Raw genomic sequence first — 15909 nt, 5'->3', positions numbered from 1 at the left:
GATAGAAAAGGTGCTTTATAAGCACCTTTTATGTTCCATTTCATCATGCTTTCCAACGATAATTTTTCGTTTTAATAACTTTCTCGGCCGGTGCTGAAGAGCGTGAACCCGTACGTCCACCCGTGCGACTTCCTGTACGTTCTCCTGTACGTTTTTGTGTAGACTTTGCAGCTTCAGTCTCTCCATTTTCTTCTGTTTCTTCATTATTATTTTGATTGTTATCGTTTTGCTTAAAAGCCCCTTTTGCTCCTACACAAATGGTTTTAACGTGTCTTGGCTGTAAGCGTAATACTTGATTATTCTGCACAAGTGTAAATGTACCATTTCGGCTTTGTACTAACACGCCCTCTACAGCTTCAGGTCCTCCATTATTGATTGATACCCATTTATGAGAAAGGTGGGCAAAAAGATCGTTAAAGCTTTTGGATTTCATATATTCTGGTTCTTGACTCACTAAGAGTTCATTTGCAGATTGATTAGTTTGATCTCCATTGTTGCTTTGATATTCACTCACACTCTTAACGTGTTCAGTATTAATATAGATGACACCGTCGTCTTCTGTGAGTAATACTATATAAGCAGATTCAAATGAACCTAAGACATCAAGAAGCTGACCTGCTTTTTTCTCAGGTCCACCTTGGTTAACCTGCACATATTTAGTTTTCATCAATGATAAAGTTGTAGCAAAAGTTTTTCCTCGATATAATTCTAATTCTGTGCTAATTCCAGTAAACGTTTGTGCCGAATTTGACATAGTATCTTCAGTAATACTTTTTACATGCGCTAAGTGATAATATACAAGTGTATATTCTTGTTGATTATTATTTTGGTTGTTTTGGTTGTTTTGGTTGTTATTTTCACCATTATTGTTATTATTGTTATTGTTGCTTTCCACTGCTAAGATTAAATAATCTGATTGCACGTCAACCAAATAACCTGTTTTAGATTCAGGCCCTCCACGATAAACGGTCACCACTCTTCCTTTTAGGGGTTTGAAGTGAGAAGAATAGCCTTTATCAGGCATTTGTATATTTCGGCTTCGTTTTTGGCTTGATTTTTGGCGTGGATTTTGATTTTGCCCTTGTTCTTGGCCATAGTAATAGTTACTCATTGTTTTTCCTCCTTATTAGTTATCCTTATTGGTCATTCATACTGTATATATACGTATCATGTACAGCTATTGATTTCCTGCATTTGCCTATTATTAGCAAAATCCACTGTTGCCTATAAATTGCCTATAAATCTATCTCTTTTTAAAGAGTCAAAAGGTTATTTTCAATATACGCTGTTCGTTCTTTTATAAAAGACAGCATAAATTCGGGTTCTTTATAAAATTGCTCCAAGTTATCTTTTACGTAAGGATCTTTTAATACGTAAGGAGCAATATACTCATGCAGTTGATAAATGATTGGTTTCATGTATTCTATTGTAAATTGATTATTTAGAACATTGTTCATCTTTTGAATATATCGTTTTTTAATGTTGTTTACCGCCAGTAAGCGAGCTGTAAGCGTATTAAATCCTTGTGCGCGGACATAGTCTCCTTCCATTACTTTTCCATTTACATCTCTTCCCCAAGTTGCATCATAATCCCATGGAATTAGTTCAAAGCGCCCGCTTTCATGATTTAGATAGAGGGCATAGTTATGGACAAAACCGTCGTAATTCTGCATACAAATAATACCGACTAACCAAGATAAGTAGCGGTCGACGTTCAGATACTTCTCAATATTCTGTTCGAATTCCGTATTTGTCCACGTATTAAGATTAAATATAAACTTTTCTAATTTTTCCTCATCCCCTTCTCTCACTGCTTTATCTTCATATCCAGATAACAAAGTTGTTTTCGGCCTTTTATCCAAATCGCTCATCAAAGAAAAATTAGCATCTCCGTCCACTGCATAAAATATGGATCCATCCGCTAAATTTCTTTTTTTCAAAAATAGTTCATCTACCGATTCGAGCTGAAGATATATTCCTTCATTTTTCCCATTAATCTTAAGGGTGACAAACTGAGAATGAGGAGATAAAACGTCCAAAGAGGAGAAAAAATCGAGGGACAATTTGTTGCGCATAAGTGATGGATCTTTGTATTCAGCGTTTAGGTGTATTTCTTTGGCGCGCTGAAATATTTTTGGAGAATAAAATTCAATATAATATGACTTTTTCTTCATCTTCCGAATGTGGGAGCCTCTTAGCAGCAAATCAATATCGTAGCGTTTTTTGTTAAACTTCATCGTTGCCTGAACCGCTTCTTCTGACCAAATATCTCTTTGCATTTCCTTTAAATCTTTTACATTCACAAACAGAGCGTATTGAGGGATTTCTTTTTGCTTCATTATTCGACCACCTTCCTTCAACTATTAAAGTATATGAAGGGTAAATTCTCCATGATACTCCACCGCATCAACTATTTACGCAAACTCCACTTTTGACTCATATCAAGGACAAGCATCAGCGCGTATTCTATTAATGGAAGACCTAGTCCAATTGACAAGGAGGTTTTTGTATTGCATATTACACCTGAAAAAATTAAAGAGGCTGCTGAAGCCCTAGAATGTACAGAACTGAAATCTTTTATGTTTCAAGAGCCAACTGCCGGTCCACTAACAAAGCCGCGTCGCTCTTCTCGTAGCACTGGCCGCTCACGTCGTTCTTCTCACCGCTCTCATCGTTCTACTCGCCGCTCTTGCCGTTCTACTCGCCGCTCTCGCCGTTCTTCTCGCCGTTCTCGCCGTTCTACTCGCCGCTCTCGTCGTTCTTCTCGCCGCTCTCATCGTTCTTCTCGCCGTTCTCGTCGTTCTACTCGCCGCTCTCGCCGTTCTTCTCGCCGTTCTCGCCGTTCTACTCGTCGTTCTACTCGCCGCTCTCATCGTTCTTCTCGCCATTCTCATCGTTCTTCTCGCCGCTCTCGCCGTTCACGTTGTTCTTCTCGCCGCTCTCGTCGTTCACGTCGCTCTTAATTTCTCTAAACACTCAACTTTATTGCAAAAAAACGCCGAAGAACCATGAGTGTCTTCGGCATTTTTTTCCACTTATAGAAGGGGCACATTTGTAAATATACTAAGATGGGATGTTATTCATTTTACATAGAGAAGGAGAGGTTTTATGAAAAAAAGCAAGCATCAAATTTCAACTTCATCAACAACAGATGTCGAAGAAGTCAAACGTTTAAATGCTAAGTCTGGATTAACTTACAATGAAGTATTTACACTTCTTGGAGAAAGCTATTTGAAAAATCAAAAGAAAAAATAATAAGCAGGGACTAGAAAACACCTTCTAGTCCTTATACTTTAAAAATACCGGAAAACCCTTTTACTAGGGATGTTAATTGGTTCATAGCTCCCATCATCTGCCCCGCAGTATTCATCATCTTGTTCATATCGTAATTGCCGTCACTCGATTTAAACTGAGACATTAATGACTGAAATTGAGAAGGCTGAGGCTTTTGTTGCTGAGCTTTAGGGTATGGATTAAAAGGCGGACCTGCATTATTGTACATAGGCTGCTGGTACATTCCGTTCATATAGGGAATTTGCTGAGGACCAAAAGGCATTTGTTGCTGAGCGTACGGATGTTGCGGCATATAAGCTTCCGTCCATGGCTGCTGATGATACTGCGGAAATGGATGTACCTGACTTAAATCAAAACGTTCTGGTTGATGTTGCTCATAATACGGATAATGCTTACTTGTATACATGCAAAATCAATACCTCCTTTTTAATATTACATAATATATAGTATGTATGCAGAAATAAGAGGTGACGTTCGTCTACTTGTACTTTTGGAAAACACATTCAAAAATATGTAGGTTTCTGTCGAAAGTTTAAATTTTTCAAAAAAACGAGATTATTTAAATATATGGTACGATAAGAACAAGTGATACTACGATACGTAGTGGCACAAATGGGGATTAGGAGGGAATTTACATGTATGTGAACGAACTTCAAGAAGCTTTTATTGCGGTGAAACAGTATGAGCCGCAGTCAAGTAATGAATTACTCGATTTTGCTCAGCAGCAGTATTTAAAAGGTTTTTTAACTCCTATGAATTACAAAGCCGCTGTACGTGAACTCGAACAAATTGGAGCTACTAAGCCCGATTTTAGTGCACAAGATGATTAATTTTTTTACTACCACCGAGAAATCGGTGGTTTCTTTGTTTCCTATAAAGTGGACACATACTTCTTTTTTGACTTGTTTATACTATAAAAGCTTTAACGTAGTATTCAATAAAGGAGGTCTATCTCATGAGTCGTGGAAAACATTTTGATCATAAAAAGCAAGGCCAAAGTGCAGCAACTAAAACAAATAACGCCGTTGCTTCTAAACATACTGAAAAAGTTGATTATCATATCGATACAGTCGCTTCACAAGATCACCCAGCTGTTTCTATCCAATCTCAAAAAGATTTTGATTAACTTTTTATTGATAATGATAAAATGCCTAAAGAGTTTTCTCTTTAGGCATACACAGAAAATCCCCACCTTGTAGATCTTAACGGAAGGCCGGGATTAATTATTCAATATCGACTCGAGCACATACTTATTTGAGTGATACATCTTTTTAAATCGCTTTTCTCGCGTCTCGGGATAAAATGACTGTAGTACAACGTTTTGTAAATTTTCTTTTAACGTCTCTACTTGATTAACATGAATATATTTTGGTCGCTCTTTCTTCAGCCATTCCGTTACGAGACTAGCCCATTCATCAAGTTCTTTGAAGAAAATATCTCCATAAGGCTTTACTTCTTCAAAAAATTTCACTTCATAATTTTCTTCCTGTTGAATAGACGCTAATCGTTCTACAGCTACTTCATTATATTGAAACATGATCTCCGTACTTTTTTTCACATCTTCATTCATCGTTATTCGTCACCTCTACGATGACTATTGTAACATAAACAGTCTTTATACTGTATGAAGAACCATTTCTCTTCGGCTTCTATTCCATTCTGTTTCGGAAGGCATGCTTTCATACACAGCTACTTCAATTTCTTGCAGTGATTGGTCAATGCGATGAACTTGTTCCATATATGTTTCTTCACAATGTGTAAATGCTTCATTTATAGATGTAGACATCGTTTTATCCACTAAATCTACTTGATCTAGTAAGCTATCTAATAAAGTCATCATTTCGCTTGTTTTAACCATACTTTGTTTCATCGCCATCCCTCCAAATTTTCCTTTGCATAACGTATTCTCTCTTTTCTTCATTGTCCCTTCACACATGACAAAACTAGTTTCTATTCGTCAAAGAAAGATGTTTTCGACATTTTCATTTATGGTGAATCGAAAGTGAACATATTGAAAACACTAGTATAGACATTTCAGCTAAGCAGATACATTCCGCTGCTGAACGTTTATTACAACATGATAGGAGGTGCCTAGATATGGCCAACAAACAGCAAAAATCACAGCCTAAAAATAAGCCTGAAACAAAAACCTACGGTGATCCTAAAAAGTTAAACGGTCCTAACCAGCCTTCTACTTAAGAACAAAACGGTCACTTGTGACCGTTTTTATTTACATTAAATACTTGCGCTACTTTCATTAATATATACAGCTGCTTTTGCTTTTGAAGATACCACTTTGTAAAATGAACTTTCTTTGGAAAAGACGGCTTTTTCATGAGCTTTTGTTCCTCTTTTTTCGTTAAAAACCACTCTTCTCTCTTCTTTTCATGATGTCTAATAGCCGGATACACCTTTCGAAGAGCAGGTGTACGGCAACTGGTTTCATTCACAAAATACTGCTCATAATCGTATCTCGAACCCGTATGCTTTGTTTTCAAAGAAAATTCATAAAACAAGGGATAATACTTTTCATGAAATAATAAAGCCGCTAATTTCTTCCCCAAATCAATCCGATTATTTACTTTTGTAAAATCATGAACAGAACAACCGTATAATTCCCCTTTTGCAGTAGGAAAAAGGACGGAACTAAAGTGGAATATATCTTGAAAAAAAAACAGCGTACTTTTAAACACTCTATCTTGATAAAAAGGCTGTTCAATAACGGGCTTTTGAATAACATGCTGCTCATTCACAATTAACGCATGAATAAGCTGCAGTTCACAAGGTCTCTGCATAAATTGTCTCCACTTCTCTTCGATAAAAGATGAAACGTTTAAATAGGGAAGTAAATGAACGTAAGAGACATGTTTTTTACGCGAAACAGCATACAATAGTAATTGCGGGAAGGCATCTTTAAAAATAAGCCAATTTGCTCTTTCATACGTCAAAAATAATAAATCCCGCGTTTGCTTTGATAACGCTTTTTTCATGTTTTTCCCTTGCAAATCACACATATTCCATCCTGCGTTTCGTGATACCATACTTGCGAGAAATGCCCACTTTACTTCAGGATATCTATGATAAAAAGTTGCATAAGCCTGGGTTCTTGATATATTATCAATATTCAGCTTGTCTGTGGTTTTTTTAATCGCCGTCAACAGCGCTTGTTCCGACCTATTGAGTGCCATCTCTTCATCTTCTTTCATCTATTTTTATTTGTAGGATTTGGTATAATAGAATTTGTTTGTTTAATAGATTTACACTAAAGGAGTGATGGTTATGATTCGCTATCCTAACGGAAAGGCCTATAAGCCATTGAATACCAGCAGTCCTTCCCCTAAAAAGCTAGAAGCTAGCTATAGCAATCGTGGTATGACGCTGGAGGACGATTTAAACGAAACAAACGAATACTATGTTTCAAAAGGAATAGCCATTGTTCACAAAAAACCAACCCCTGTTCAAATTGTAAAAGTAGACTATCCGAAGAGAAGTGCCGCTGTTATCAAAGAAGCTTATTTTAAACAGGCTTCTACTACAGACTATAATGGAGTCTATAAAGGAAAGCACCTTGACTTTGAAGCAAAAGAAACGAGAAATAAAACCTCATTTCCGCTGCGTAATTTTCATGAACATCAAATTGAACATATGAAGCAAATTGTGAAACAAAACGGGATTTGTTTCGTTATATTAATGTTCTCTACTTTACAAGAAATATACTTGTTCGAAGCACAGTTCCTTTTTCCTTATTGGGATGCCATGAAAAAAGATGGACGAAAATCAATCCCTAAGGCAGATATTGAAAAAAAAGGACATTTCATCGAACTTGGTTACCATCCGAGAATCGATTACATAAAAACTATAGATAAATTATACTTTTAAGAGTATGATATATATGTTTACGGAAATCATTCTCTTACAATGCGTTGAAAGGTAGGAGTTTTTATGTCAGATAATTATCGCTCTCGTGAAGAACGACGAAGAGCTATGAATGACAACAAACCAGAAGGTAAATCTCAAGGAAAACCGAAAAAGGAGAAAAAAGGAGGCCTATTTCGTAAAATTGTTGCCGCAGTTTTACTGATAGGAATCATCGGGCTCATTGCCGGAGTGGGAACTTTTTTTGCTATGATAAGCGATGCTCCAAAAGTTGATGACTCGGTATTAAAAAACTCTTTTTCATCTAAAGTATATGCAAACGATGGAAAGACAGTTGTAAAAGAAATTGGAGCTCAAAAACGTACATATGTGCAATACGATGAAATCCCTCAAGTCGTCAAAAACGCATTTATCGCTACGGAAGACGTTCGTTTTTATAAACATCACGGCGTCGACTTTTACCGAATTGGCGGGGCATTAATGGCGAACTTTAAAAACGGCTTCGGTGCTGAGGGCGGTAGTACGATTACTCAGCAAGTGGTAAAGAATTCGTTCTTATCACCAAAGAAGACGGTTAAACGTAAAGTACAAGAAATGTGGTTAGCTTACCAGCTTGAGCGTAAATATTCGAAGCAACAAATTCTTGAAATGTATTTAAACAAAATATATTTCGCATCAGGTGAAGTATACGGTATTGAACGAGCAGCTGAGAAATTTTACGGAGTTAAAAGCGTAAAAGATTTAACTCTTGATGAAGCTGCTATGTTGGCAGGCTTACCAAAAGCGCCAACTACTTATAACCCAGTTACAAACCCAGAGAATGCTACTAAACGCCGTAACACAGTATTAAACTTAATGGCTAAAAACGGCTTCATTACACAAGCCGAGGCCGACAAAGCAAAACAAGTAGATGTACAGGCTCACTTAGCTAAACAAACTGAATCCACATCTAAGTACGATGTATTTATTGATCAAGTAATCGAGGAAGTAAAAAAGAAAACAGACGCGGATCCATTTTCTGCGGGCTTAGAAATTTATACAACGCTTGACACTAATGCTCAGGACTATGTGGATGATGTGATGAATAACAAAGTAGTCAACTTCCCGAACGATAAATTCCAAGCAGGTCTTGTCGTTGTAGATAACGAAACAGGCGGCATTCAAGCAATTGGAGGCGGACGTAATCGTGTATCAGGCGGCTTAAACTTTGCAACAAATATGAGACGTCAGCCCGGCTCAACAATTAAGCCGATTTTAGATTACGGTCCAGCGATTGAGAACTTAAAGTGGTCTACTGGACAACCGATAAAAGATGAAGAATATCATTATTCAAACGGCACGCCAATCCGAAATTTTGGACGCAACTATAAAGGGTGGGTTTCAGCTCGTGAAGCTTTAGGACGTTCACTGAACATCCCTGCTTTAAAAGCGTTTCAAGCAACCGGAGCAGACAAAGCAAAAGAGTTTGCTACGGGCCTTGGGCTGAAATTAGATGAAGAAGACGGCGAAGCTTATTCTGAATCTTATTCTATCGGAGGCTTCCGTACAGGTGTTACACCTCTACAAATGGCTGGAGCCTATAGTGCTTTTGCAAATGAAGGTATGTACAATGCACCGCATACAGTGACAAAGGTAAAATTCCCTGATGGAACAGAGATTGATTTAACGCCAAAATCAAAACGCGCAATGCAAGATTACACGGCATTTATGATGACGGACATGATGAAATCTGTTGTAAACGAATCATATGGTACAGCTCGTGCTGTTCGTACACCAGGATTAGAAATTGCGGGTAAAACAGGAACTTCGAACTTTAGTGCTGCAGAAAAGCAACGATACAATATTCCAGACGCTGGTGAAAAAGACGTTTGGTTTAATGGGTTTACGCCAAACTATACGATTTCCGTATGGACAGGTTATGAAACTGCTAAAGACGGCTATATTTTAAGTGCTAATGAAACAGGCATGGCAAAAAATATCTTTAAGCATGTTATTACTCATATTTCTGAAGGCAAACCTAAAGGAAGTTTCAAACAGCCTGACAGCGTAGTTGAACGTTCCGTGGAAAAACCAACGGGCAAAGACTTAAAACGCCCAAGCGGCTCTACTCCTTCAAGCTTAATTACTAAAGAATACTTTGTACGCGGTACTGCACCGACAAAAGTATCTCAAACGTTTGTGAAGAAAGAAAAAGAAGAAAAAGAAGAAAAGAAAGAAGATAAAAAAGAGGACAAAAAAGACAATAAAGACAATAAAGACAATAAAGATGTGAAGCCAAAAATTACTGCTTCGTATAGCGGAGGAGCAATTTCAGTTAACTGGTCAGCATCAAACGCAGCCAGTGATACGACCTTTACAGTCACAATGTCATCTCCTAGCGGTTCTGAACAACTCGCATCTGGCGCAGGAGCCGGTGGAAAAACAATTTCCAACCCAGCACCAGGCGCAACGTATAGTTTCACCGTAACAACAAATACGGGCGAAAGCGCTAGTTCTTCTGTAAAAGTCCCTGATTCATCAGATCAAGCTACCGAAGATGATTCTACTAAGCCTGAAGATGACGGAACAACGGACGATAATCAAAATGAAGACAATAGCAACACTGATCAAAACAACGACTCTGATCAAGGTGACGATTCATCTACTCAGCCGGATGATAACCAAAACAGCAATAGTGGCAACAATAGCGGCGGTAACAATAGCGGCAATACCGATGATAACAATAATGATAGCGGCAATGCTAACGAGGGTAATAGCGGCAACAACAATAATAACGGAGGTACAACAACTCCTCCAGCAGACAACGGTGGAAGTGACTCAGGAAGTCAAACACCACAAACCCCTGCTACACCATCGACGCCGTCAACACCTGCTACACCGCAGCAAGAACCAACAACTGAAAATTAACGTAGCAGTAAAAAGCCCCTACACGTGTAGGGGCTTTATTTCTTGTGAAGAATAAGCATTTTTGCATACTGCTTACGCAGCTCATTAAATAATTCTGTCAGCTGAATATACGCTTGATAAGAAGATACTCGCTGCAGCAAAAACATAAGCCTCTCAGCACAGTTAATAGGCTTATAAGTTAGTTCCGCTATGTCTTCTTGCAACCGACTTAAACGCCGAACGGGCTGTCCATTAATCCAAAACAGTAAACTAATATACATAGCAGCAGCTTGTTTCATACAAGGGGCTGCTTCTTTTGCTTTTCGTAGAGAAAAAAGCGTATACAGTTCTTCTCTTTGAGTTTCCCACTTTTCAAAAAATGGCCGTATGTTCTTTTGAACATCCCTCCAAGGTGTTTTCGTCTCTTTATGTACATCGTATAAAATATCATAAACAAAATAATTTTTTCCATTTTTTCCACCTACTTCAAGAACCCGATCTTCTTTTGAATAGAATGGTTCGCATATGAAATGTGACGGCACTTCAATCGGTAACATCTGTCTTCTTCTCTTTTCCTTTCATTCGTTTCTTTCCTTCTCGGCAAAGATCAAGAAGCGGGCAGACATGACATTGAGGAGACTGTGCTTTACAGTGATAGCGTCCAAAAAAGATAAGTCGATGATGCGTAACTGACCATTCATCTTTCGGAACTTTTCTCATTAGCGTTTTTTCTACTTCCAAAACGGAATCTTTCCACCTGCAAATCCCAAGGCGTTTACTTACACGTTCTACATGCGTATCTACTGCTATTGACGGTACTCCAAAAGCTACGGATACAACAACATTAGCCGTCTTACGCCCTACTCCTGGAAGATTGATCAGCTCATCACGATCTGTTGGAACTTCTCCTCCGTATTCATCAATGAGCATACGGCAGAGCTTTTGAATATTTTTAGCTTTATTTCTATATAAGCCGATTGATCTAATATCTTGCTGCAGCTCTTCTAACGAAACGGCTAAATAGTCTTCAGGCGTTTGATATTTCTTGAATAAATCCGCTGTGACGCGGTTGACTAGAGCATCTGTGCACTGAGCAGATAGCGCTACAGCAATGACTAAATCAAAGGGATTCCGATGATTTAACTCACAGTGAGCGTCAGGAAACATTTCCGCCATAGCATCTAGACACTGTCTGATTTGTTTTAACGTTAACATACTAGTTCTCCTTCTTCTTACAGGTAGTTCCCTCCTATTTTACAATAGGGTTCCTGTCAAATGCTACTTTTGTCCGTATTCTTTTAAAAAAGCTGCTTCAAGATTCAATTACTTGGATCTTGAAGCAGCTTTTTATCCTGTCATTGCTCTAGCCAGTTAAAAAAAGGAATGGCTGATGTAGACTGAGAAGGGTTAACAGAAGATAGTTCTTTGGGCTGTTGATTTTGACGAAATTTTTGGCTATGCTTGCGGGCTTGATCAATGGTCCGAATACCATTTTTCTTCCATTCAAATAAAATACGATCAATATACCGGAAGTTTAATTTTCCAGACATCACCGACTCTCTTAGTGCGGCTTTAATAATAATGGGATCATGATGATCTTGATCAATCCACATCGCTAGCGTTTCACATTCAAACGGAGACAATGCTCTGCCGAACTCTTTTTCAAACATTGTATATAAATTAAGCTCTTCTTGTTCTTCTTCGTTTTTTTCTACTTCTCTTGTTTCTTGCATCATATGATGAATAAGCTTTTCCCAAAGCGGTTTTAATGAATAACGTTCACAAATAAGGGCGTTTTGCTGTTGATCTTGCTCGATAGATAAAAAGCCGCGCTGAATTAATGCTCGCAGCGTATCCATGCAGACAGCACTTGAAATACTCATTTTTGCCGCCAATTCGTTAGGTGTCGGGAAACCTTCACCGCCTTCAATGGAAACATAAATATGCATTAACGTCATGAATTCCGTTTCGTTCATTCCCAAATCGCTATAGTGATTAAACAGCAGCTTCGGAATTGAAACTGTGCCTTGTTCAAACCATTCAATTAACGTTTCTTTTTTCATATCCGAACACCTCAGTAGTTAGTATATCATGAAGTTTATAGTCAAAGTAATAATTATTCGAAGCTAAAAAAGCTTCTATGTAAAACTTTCCGCTGAAACCGTACCATTGCTCTGCACATATAAAATATATACGAACGATGACTTCCTTCCAAGAATATTACACTAACTTATTTTTTCGAGAATTGCAACTCCCTTTTAAGTTAGACTCTTTTCTATGTTTGCCTTTGTTTCCTTATGATATAAGTAAAAGCCTCGTTTTTCTTTTCTTTTTATGATTCATAAAAAAAGCTAAAAAAGTATCCTGACTACAAGAGTCAGAATACTTTTTTCACTTCCTTACGGGTATAGACGGTTTAATAAGCGTGGGAATGGAATCGTTTCACGAACGTGTTCTACGCCGCTAATCCATGCTACCGTACGCTCAAGGCCTAAACCAAATCCTGAATGTGGAACTGAGCCATACTTACGAAGCTCTAAATACCACTTATACGTTTCAGTATCTAATTTGTGCTCTTCTACACGCTGAGCTAAAAGCTCTTGATCATGAATACGTTCAGAGCCTCCAATGATTTCTCCGTAGCCTTCTGGTGCGATTAAGTCTGCACATAATACTACGTCTTCATTTGTTGGATCTGGCTGCATATAAAATGGTTTTAATGACGTTGGATAGTGTGTAATGAATACCGGCTTGTCATAGCTTTCTGCGATAGCCGTTTCATGCGGTGCTCCAAAGTCATCTCCCCACTGAATGTCTGTAAATCCTTTTTCATGTAAAAATTTAAGAGCCTCATCGTACGAAATACGAGGGAATGGCGCTTTAATTTGTTCTAACTTAGATGTATCACGGCCTAGTACATTTAACTCTAACTTACAGTTTGTTAAAACAGACTGTACAACATGAGACACATACTCTTCCTGTACTTTCAAGTTATCTTCGAATTGGTAGAAAGCCATCTCTGGTTCAATCATCCAAAACTCAATTAAATGACGGCGTGTTTTAGATTTTTCAGCGCGGAACGTTGGACCGAATGAAAATACTTTTCCAAGCGCCATTGCCGCTGCTTCCATATAAAGCTGTCCACTTTGAGAAAGATATGCATCTTCGTCAAAATATTTCGTATGGAATAATTCTGTTGTTCCTTCAGGAGCACTTCCTGTTAGGATTGGAGGATCTACTTTTGTAAACCCGTTTTCGTTAAAGAATTCGTACGTTGCACGAATAATTTCGTTACGAACCTTCATAACAGCATGTTGACGTTTAGAACGGAGCCATAAATGACGGTTATCCATTAAGAACTCTGTTCCATGTTCTTTTGGCGTAATTGGATAATCAACAGCTTCATGAATAACTTCAAGGCTTGTAACTGTTAACTCATAGCCAAACGGTGAGCGCTCATCTTCACGTACCACACCTGTTACATATAGTGATGATTCTTGCGTCATAGATTTAGCTAATTTAAAAGTTTCTTCTTCTACTTCAGCTTTTACAACTACCCCTTGCATGAATCCTGATCCATCGCGCAGCTGTAAAAAGGCAATTTTACCACTTGAACGTTTATTCGCTAACCAAGCACCAATTGTTACTTCTTTTCCTACATGCTTGCTTGCTTCTGAAATCGTAATTTTCACGATTAATATCCCTCCAAAAAACTTACATTTCGTAATTATGTATGCCATCCTATTATACATTTCGACAAACATAATAACAAGTAACAAACAAAAAGAGCCTTCTAACACGTGTGATTTGTGCTAAAAGGCTCCTTTGTTTTTAAATATAATCTTTTTTATTTCATATGACGAGTCATAAATGAATGGATGCGTTCCACTGCTTTTTCTAGCAGATCTAGTGATGTAGCATAAGAAAGACGTACATTTTCAGGTGAACCGAATCCTGAACCAGGCACTAGCGCTACCTTCTCTTCTTCTAAAATAGCTTCTACCCATACATCAACTGTATCAAAACCAGTTAACTTTGCAGCTTCAATTGCATTAGGGAATAAGTAGAAAGCACCCTGTGGTTTTAAGCATGAGAACCCTGGAATGTTAATCAGCTTTTCATGAATTACGTTTAGACGCTCTTCAAAAGCTTGTCGCATCATTTCCACCGGCTCCTGAGTGCCGTTATAAGCAGCAATTGTTGCATATTGAGCAATAGATGTTGGATTTGACGTGCTGTGACTCGCTAGGTTTGTCATCGCTTTAATAACTGTAGCATCACCAGCTGCATATCCAATGCGCCAGCCCGTCATGGAATGTGACTTAGAAACACCGTTAATGATAATTGTTTTTTCTTTTAACGCTGGTGAAAGCTGTGCAATCGATACATGTTCATTTTGACCATACACAAGTTTTTCATAAATTTCATCTGATACGATAAAAATATCGTGCTTCAAGCAAACTTCTCCTAAAGCTTGAAGCTCTTCTCTTGTGTAAATCATACCTGTTGGGTTGCTTGGTGAATTAATAATAACAGCCTTGGTTTTAGCAGTAATAGCCGCTTCTAATTGTTCAGGTGTGATTTTAAATTCGTTATTTTCAGAACCTTCAACGAATACTGGTGTACCTTCTGCTAACTTTACTTGCTCAGGATAACTTACCCAGTAAGGAGTTGGGATAATCACTTCGTCACCTTCGTCTAACAGAACTTGAAATAACGTATACAGTGCGTGCTTAGCACCTGTACAAACAATAATTTCAGAAGGTGAATACGTCAGGCCTTGGTCGCGTTTGAATTTTTCAATTACCGCTTCTTTTAATGGTGCAAGGCCGCCTGCTGGCGTATATTTTGTCTGACCATCATTCATTGCTGTGACAGCCGCTTCTAAAATGTGCTGCGGCGTATTAAAATCAGGTTCCCCTGCTCCAAGTCCAATCACATCATGACCAGCCGCTTTCAATTCTTTCGCTTTTGCTGTAATCGCTAATGTTGATGATGGCGTTAATGCTGATACACGTTTTGCTAACTTCACTAAAATCTCCCCCTATGAACTAAAGCTATAATCAGCCCGCGGGCTGATTATAGATAAAAAATTGGCTTCATTTTCATAAAGCGCTGAAATCTTATATTATGACACATATGGTATTTCATATGGTATAAACGATTTATGATTGTGATAAGCTGTATCGTTTTATAAATTCACCGCTAGAGAAATCAAGATAATAGTATGTTAAATGTTTCTTATCTTTATCCACATATGTTACTTCCCACAGCGGCTTTTTATTTTCAATGCCTAGGCGCACCGACTTAATTTCCTGCGGGTTTTTATCATTTTTCACAATGGAAATGGCTTTCTCTTTTGTGATCCCGCTGCTTGCTTTCTTTAAAACAGCTGTTTGTTTTTTGCTTTTAGGCATCCAAGCAATTACCTTTTGATTGCTTCGGTTTGTACCTTCTACTACATAAAATGCATGATTGCCGAAATATGGCTGGGTGCTTGTGACAGATTTCAAATTAAATTCTTTTTTTGCTTGGGATGCTGCTTTTTCCTCAGCAGACTGAACATCCTTCACGGACGAGTGATAAATGCTAAAAGAAATGCCCCCGATAATTAAAAGCACAGCAGCTACCGCTACAATAATTAACTTTTTCATAAAATCCCTACTTATGTACGATAAATTGTAAATACAGCTTTGCTTTGATCTTCTTCATCTAACGCTAATCCGAACATCAAATCTTGCTTTTTCAACGTGCGATTCAAACTATCAACAATTTTATATAAATCCGAGGAATTTTCCACGCGGACAGTTGATAATACTTCAATCCTACTTTCCATTGTAAACCTCCTAGCTC

General features: G+C 38.0%; 20 protein-coding genes. 7 read left to right on the top strand and 13 right to left on the bottom strand.

The window, feature by feature from the left end; genetic code table 11:
- Positions 1–43: 43 nt before the first annotated feature.
- Positions 44–1024, bottom strand: a complete 981-nt coding sequence (locus tag ACN6NE_RS18025; RefSeq protein WP_474326648.1) for a spore coat protein — start codon at positions 1022–1024, stop codon at positions 44–46.
- A gap of 229 nt (positions 1025–1253) precedes the next feature.
- Positions 1254–2339, bottom strand: a complete 1086-nt coding sequence (locus ACN6NE_RS18020; RefSeq protein WP_129707199.1) for a CotH kinase family protein — start codon at positions 2337–2339, stop codon at positions 1254–1256.
- Positions 2340–2510: 171 nt separating this feature from the next.
- Between ACN6NE_RS18020 and ACN6NE_RS18015 the strand changes: the two genes are divergently transcribed.
- Both ACN6NE_RS18015 and ACN6NE_RS18010 read left to right on the top strand, forming a co-directional pair.
- Complete coding sequence (locus ACN6NE_RS18015) at positions 2511–2963, top strand: CotG/ExsB N-terminal domain-containing protein (protein WP_474326308.1); 453 nt, start codon at positions 2511–2513, stop codon at positions 2961–2963.
- A 145-nt stretch (positions 2964–3108) separates the two neighbouring features.
- The gene (locus tag ACN6NE_RS18010) at positions 3109–3255 is read left to right on the top strand and encodes a hypothetical protein (RefSeq protein ID WP_165351699.1); all 147 of its coding nucleotides are present in this window, start codon (positions 3109–3111) and stop codon (positions 3253–3255) included.
- A gap of 31 nt (positions 3256–3286) precedes the next feature.
- Here the strand turns inward: ACN6NE_RS18010 and ACN6NE_RS18005 are convergent, their stop codons facing one another.
- The gene (locus tag ACN6NE_RS18005; protein ID WP_129707197.1) at positions 3287–3700 is read right to left on the bottom strand and encodes a YppG family protein; all 414 of its coding nucleotides are present in this window, start codon (positions 3698–3700) and stop codon (positions 3287–3289) included.
- Between the two features lie 229 nt (positions 3701–3929).
- Here ACN6NE_RS18005 and ACN6NE_RS18000 point away from each other — a divergent pair, with 229 nt between their 5' ends.
- Together ACN6NE_RS18000 and ACN6NE_RS17995 are read left to right on the top strand one after the other, a co-directional pair.
- On the top strand, positions 3930–4124 hold the full coding sequence (locus ACN6NE_RS18000; protein ID WP_013056115.1) for a YppF family protein: 195 nt from the start codon (positions 3930–3932) through the stop codon (positions 4122–4124).
- A 125-nt stretch (positions 4125–4249) separates the two neighbouring features.
- Positions 4250–4420, top strand: coding sequence for a hypothetical protein (locus ACN6NE_RS17995; RefSeq protein ID WP_013082336.1), 171 nt, complete (start codon positions 4250–4252; stop codon positions 4418–4420).
- 93 nt (positions 4421–4513) lie between these two features.
- On the opposite strand, the gene ACN6NE_RS17990 is transcribed toward ACN6NE_RS17995, so the two are convergent.
- Entirely contained in the window at positions 4514–4864 is a 351-nt protein-coding gene (locus ACN6NE_RS17990) for a YppE family protein (RefSeq protein ID WP_013056113.1), read from the bottom strand.
- 45 nt (positions 4865–4909) lie between these two features.
- Complete coding sequence (locus ACN6NE_RS17985) at positions 4910–5164, bottom strand: hypothetical protein (protein ID WP_129707193.1); 255 nt, start codon at positions 5162–5164, stop codon at positions 4910–4912.
- Positions 5165–5391: 227 nt separating this feature from the next.
- Between ACN6NE_RS17985 and ACN6NE_RS17980 the strand changes: the two genes are divergently transcribed.
- Positions 5392–5493 (top strand): hypothetical protein, encoded by a 102-nt coding sequence (locus tag ACN6NE_RS17980; RefSeq protein WP_016763465.1) that lies wholly within the window; start codon positions 5392–5394, stop codon positions 5491–5493.
- An 11-nt stretch (positions 5494–5504) separates the two neighbouring features.
- On the opposite strand, the gene ACN6NE_RS17975 is transcribed toward ACN6NE_RS17980, so the two are convergent.
- Entirely contained in the window at positions 5505–6500 is a 996-nt protein-coding gene (locus ACN6NE_RS17975) for a DUF2515 family protein (protein ID WP_474326302.1), read from the bottom strand.
- Positions 6501–6573: 73 nt separating this feature from the next.
- On the opposite strand from ACN6NE_RS17975, the gene recU reads away from it, so the two are divergent.
- Together recU and ACN6NE_RS17965 are read left to right on the top strand one after the other, a co-directional pair.
- On the top strand, positions 6574–7173 hold the full coding sequence (recU, locus tag ACN6NE_RS17970; RefSeq protein WP_014460963.1) for a Holliday junction resolvase RecU: 600 nt from the start codon (positions 6574–6576) through the stop codon (positions 7171–7173).
- A 63-nt stretch (positions 7174–7236) separates the two neighbouring features.
- Positions 7237–10077 carry a transglycosylase domain-containing protein gene (locus ACN6NE_RS17965; protein ID WP_474326299.1) on the top strand — a complete coding sequence of 947 codons (2841 nt, stop codon included), beginning with the start codon at positions 7237–7239 and terminating at the stop codon, positions 10075–10077.
- Positions 10078–10112: 35 nt separating this feature from the next.
- Here ACN6NE_RS17965 and ACN6NE_RS17960 read toward each other — a convergent pair whose 3' ends face one another.
- The 7 genes from ACN6NE_RS17960 to ACN6NE_RS17930 all read right to left on the bottom strand — a co-directional run bounded on the left by ACN6NE_RS17960 (position 10113) and on the right by ACN6NE_RS17930 (position 15892).
- Entirely contained in the window at positions 10113–10613 is a 501-nt protein-coding gene (locus ACN6NE_RS17960) for a YpoC family protein (RefSeq protein ID WP_474326296.1), read from the bottom strand.
- Positions 10600–11271: an endonuclease III gene (nth, locus tag ACN6NE_RS17955; protein ID WP_129707185.1), complete on the bottom strand. Its 672-nt coding sequence runs from the start codon at positions 11269–11271 to the stop codon at positions 10600–10602. Before nth ends, ACN6NE_RS17960 begins: the two co-directional genes overlap by 14 nt.
- A 140-nt stretch (positions 11272–11411) precedes the next feature.
- A complete protein-coding gene (locus tag ACN6NE_RS17950; RefSeq protein ID WP_474326293.1) occupies positions 11412–12119 on the bottom strand; it encodes a DnaD domain protein in 708 nt (235 codons plus the stop codon).
- Positions 12120–12455: 336 nt separating this feature from the next.
- On the bottom strand, positions 12456–13748 hold the full coding sequence (gene asnS, locus ACN6NE_RS17945; protein WP_045293839.1) for an asparagine--tRNA ligase: 1293 nt from the start codon (positions 13746–13748) through the stop codon (positions 12456–12458).
- Positions 13749–13903: 155 nt separating this feature from the next.
- Complete coding sequence (locus ACN6NE_RS17940) at positions 13904–15088, bottom strand: pyridoxal phosphate-dependent aminotransferase (protein ID WP_129707183.1); 1185 nt, start codon at positions 15086–15088, stop codon at positions 13904–13906.
- Between the two features lie 133 nt (positions 15089–15221).
- A complete protein-coding gene (locus tag ACN6NE_RS17935) occupies positions 15222–15710 on the bottom strand; it encodes a cell wall elongation regulator TseB-like domain-containing protein (RefSeq protein WP_013056103.1) in 489 nt (162 codons plus the stop codon).
- Between the two features lie 11 nt (positions 15711–15721).
- Entirely contained in the window at positions 15722–15892 is a 171-nt protein-coding gene (locus tag ACN6NE_RS17930; protein WP_013056102.1) for a YpmA family protein, read from the bottom strand.
- Positions 15893–15909: the final 17 nt, after the last annotated feature.

The sequence above is a fragment of the Priestia sp. 53B2 genome, assembly GCF_056099005.1.
Note: the sequence above shows the minus strand (reverse complement) of the source record. Positions and strands in the feature narration are given on the sequence as shown.

Bases quoted from the DNA above. Each gene is read 5' to 3' on its own strand.
- ACN6NE_RS18025 (WP_474326648.1), bottom strand. From the start codon at position 1,024: ATGCCTGATAAAGGCTATTCTTCTCACTTCAAACCCCTAAAAGGAAGA.
- ACN6NE_RS18020 (WP_129707199.1), bottom strand. From the start codon at position 2,339: ATGAAGCAAAAAGAAATCCCTCAATACGCTCTGTTTGTGAATGTAAAA.
- ACN6NE_RS18010 (WP_165351699.1), top strand. From the start codon at position 3,109: ATGAAAAAAAGCAAGCATCAAATTTCAACTTCATCAACAACAGATGTC.
- ACN6NE_RS18005 (WP_129707197.1), bottom strand. From the start codon at position 3,700: ATGTATACAAGTAAGCATTATCCGTATTATGAGCAACATCAACCAGAA.
- ACN6NE_RS18000 (WP_013056115.1), top strand. From the start codon at position 3,930: ATGTATGTGAACGAACTTCAAGAAGCTTTTATTGCGGTGAAACAGTAT.
- ACN6NE_RS17995 (WP_013082336.1), top strand. From the start codon at position 4,250: ATGAGTCGTGGAAAACATTTTGATCATAAAAAGCAAGGCCAAAGTGCA.
- ACN6NE_RS17990 (WP_013056113.1), bottom strand. From the start codon at position 4,864: ATGAATGAAGATGTGAAAAAAAGTACGGAGATCATGTTTCAATATAAT.
- ACN6NE_RS17985 (WP_129707193.1), bottom strand. From the start codon at position 5,164: ATGAAACAAAGTATGGTTAAAACAAGCGAAATGATGACTTTATTAGAT.
- ACN6NE_RS17980 (WP_016763465.1), top strand. From the start codon at position 5,392: ATGGCCAACAAACAGCAAAAATCACAGCCTAAAAATAAGCCTGAAACA.
- ACN6NE_RS17975 (WP_474326302.1), bottom strand. From the start codon at position 6,500: ATGAAAGAAGATGAAGAGATGGCACTCAATAGGTCGGAACAAGCGCTG.
- recU (WP_014460963.1), top strand. From the start codon at position 6,574: ATGATTCGCTATCCTAACGGAAAGGCCTATAAGCCATTGAATACCAGC.
- ACN6NE_RS17965 (WP_474326299.1), top strand. From the start codon at position 7,237: ATGTCAGATAATTATCGCTCTCGTGAAGAACGACGAAGAGCTATGAAT.
- ACN6NE_RS17960 (WP_474326296.1), bottom strand. From the start codon at position 10,613: ATGTTACCGATTGAAGTGCCGTCACATTTCATATGCGAACCATTCTAT.
- nth (WP_129707185.1), bottom strand. From the start codon at position 11,271: ATGTTAACGTTAAAACAAATCAGACAGTGTCTAGATGCTATGGCGGAA.
- ACN6NE_RS17950 (WP_474326293.1), bottom strand. From the start codon at position 12,119: ATGAAAAAAGAAACGTTAATTGAATGGTTTGAACAAGGCACAGTTTCA.
- ACN6NE_RS17935 (WP_013056103.1), bottom strand. From the start codon at position 15,710: ATGAAAAAGTTAATTATTGTAGCGGTAGCTGCTGTGCTTTTAATTATC.
- ACN6NE_RS17930 (WP_013056102.1), bottom strand. From the start codon at position 15,892: ATGGAAAGTAGGATTGAAGTATTATCAACTGTCCGCGTGGAAAATTCC.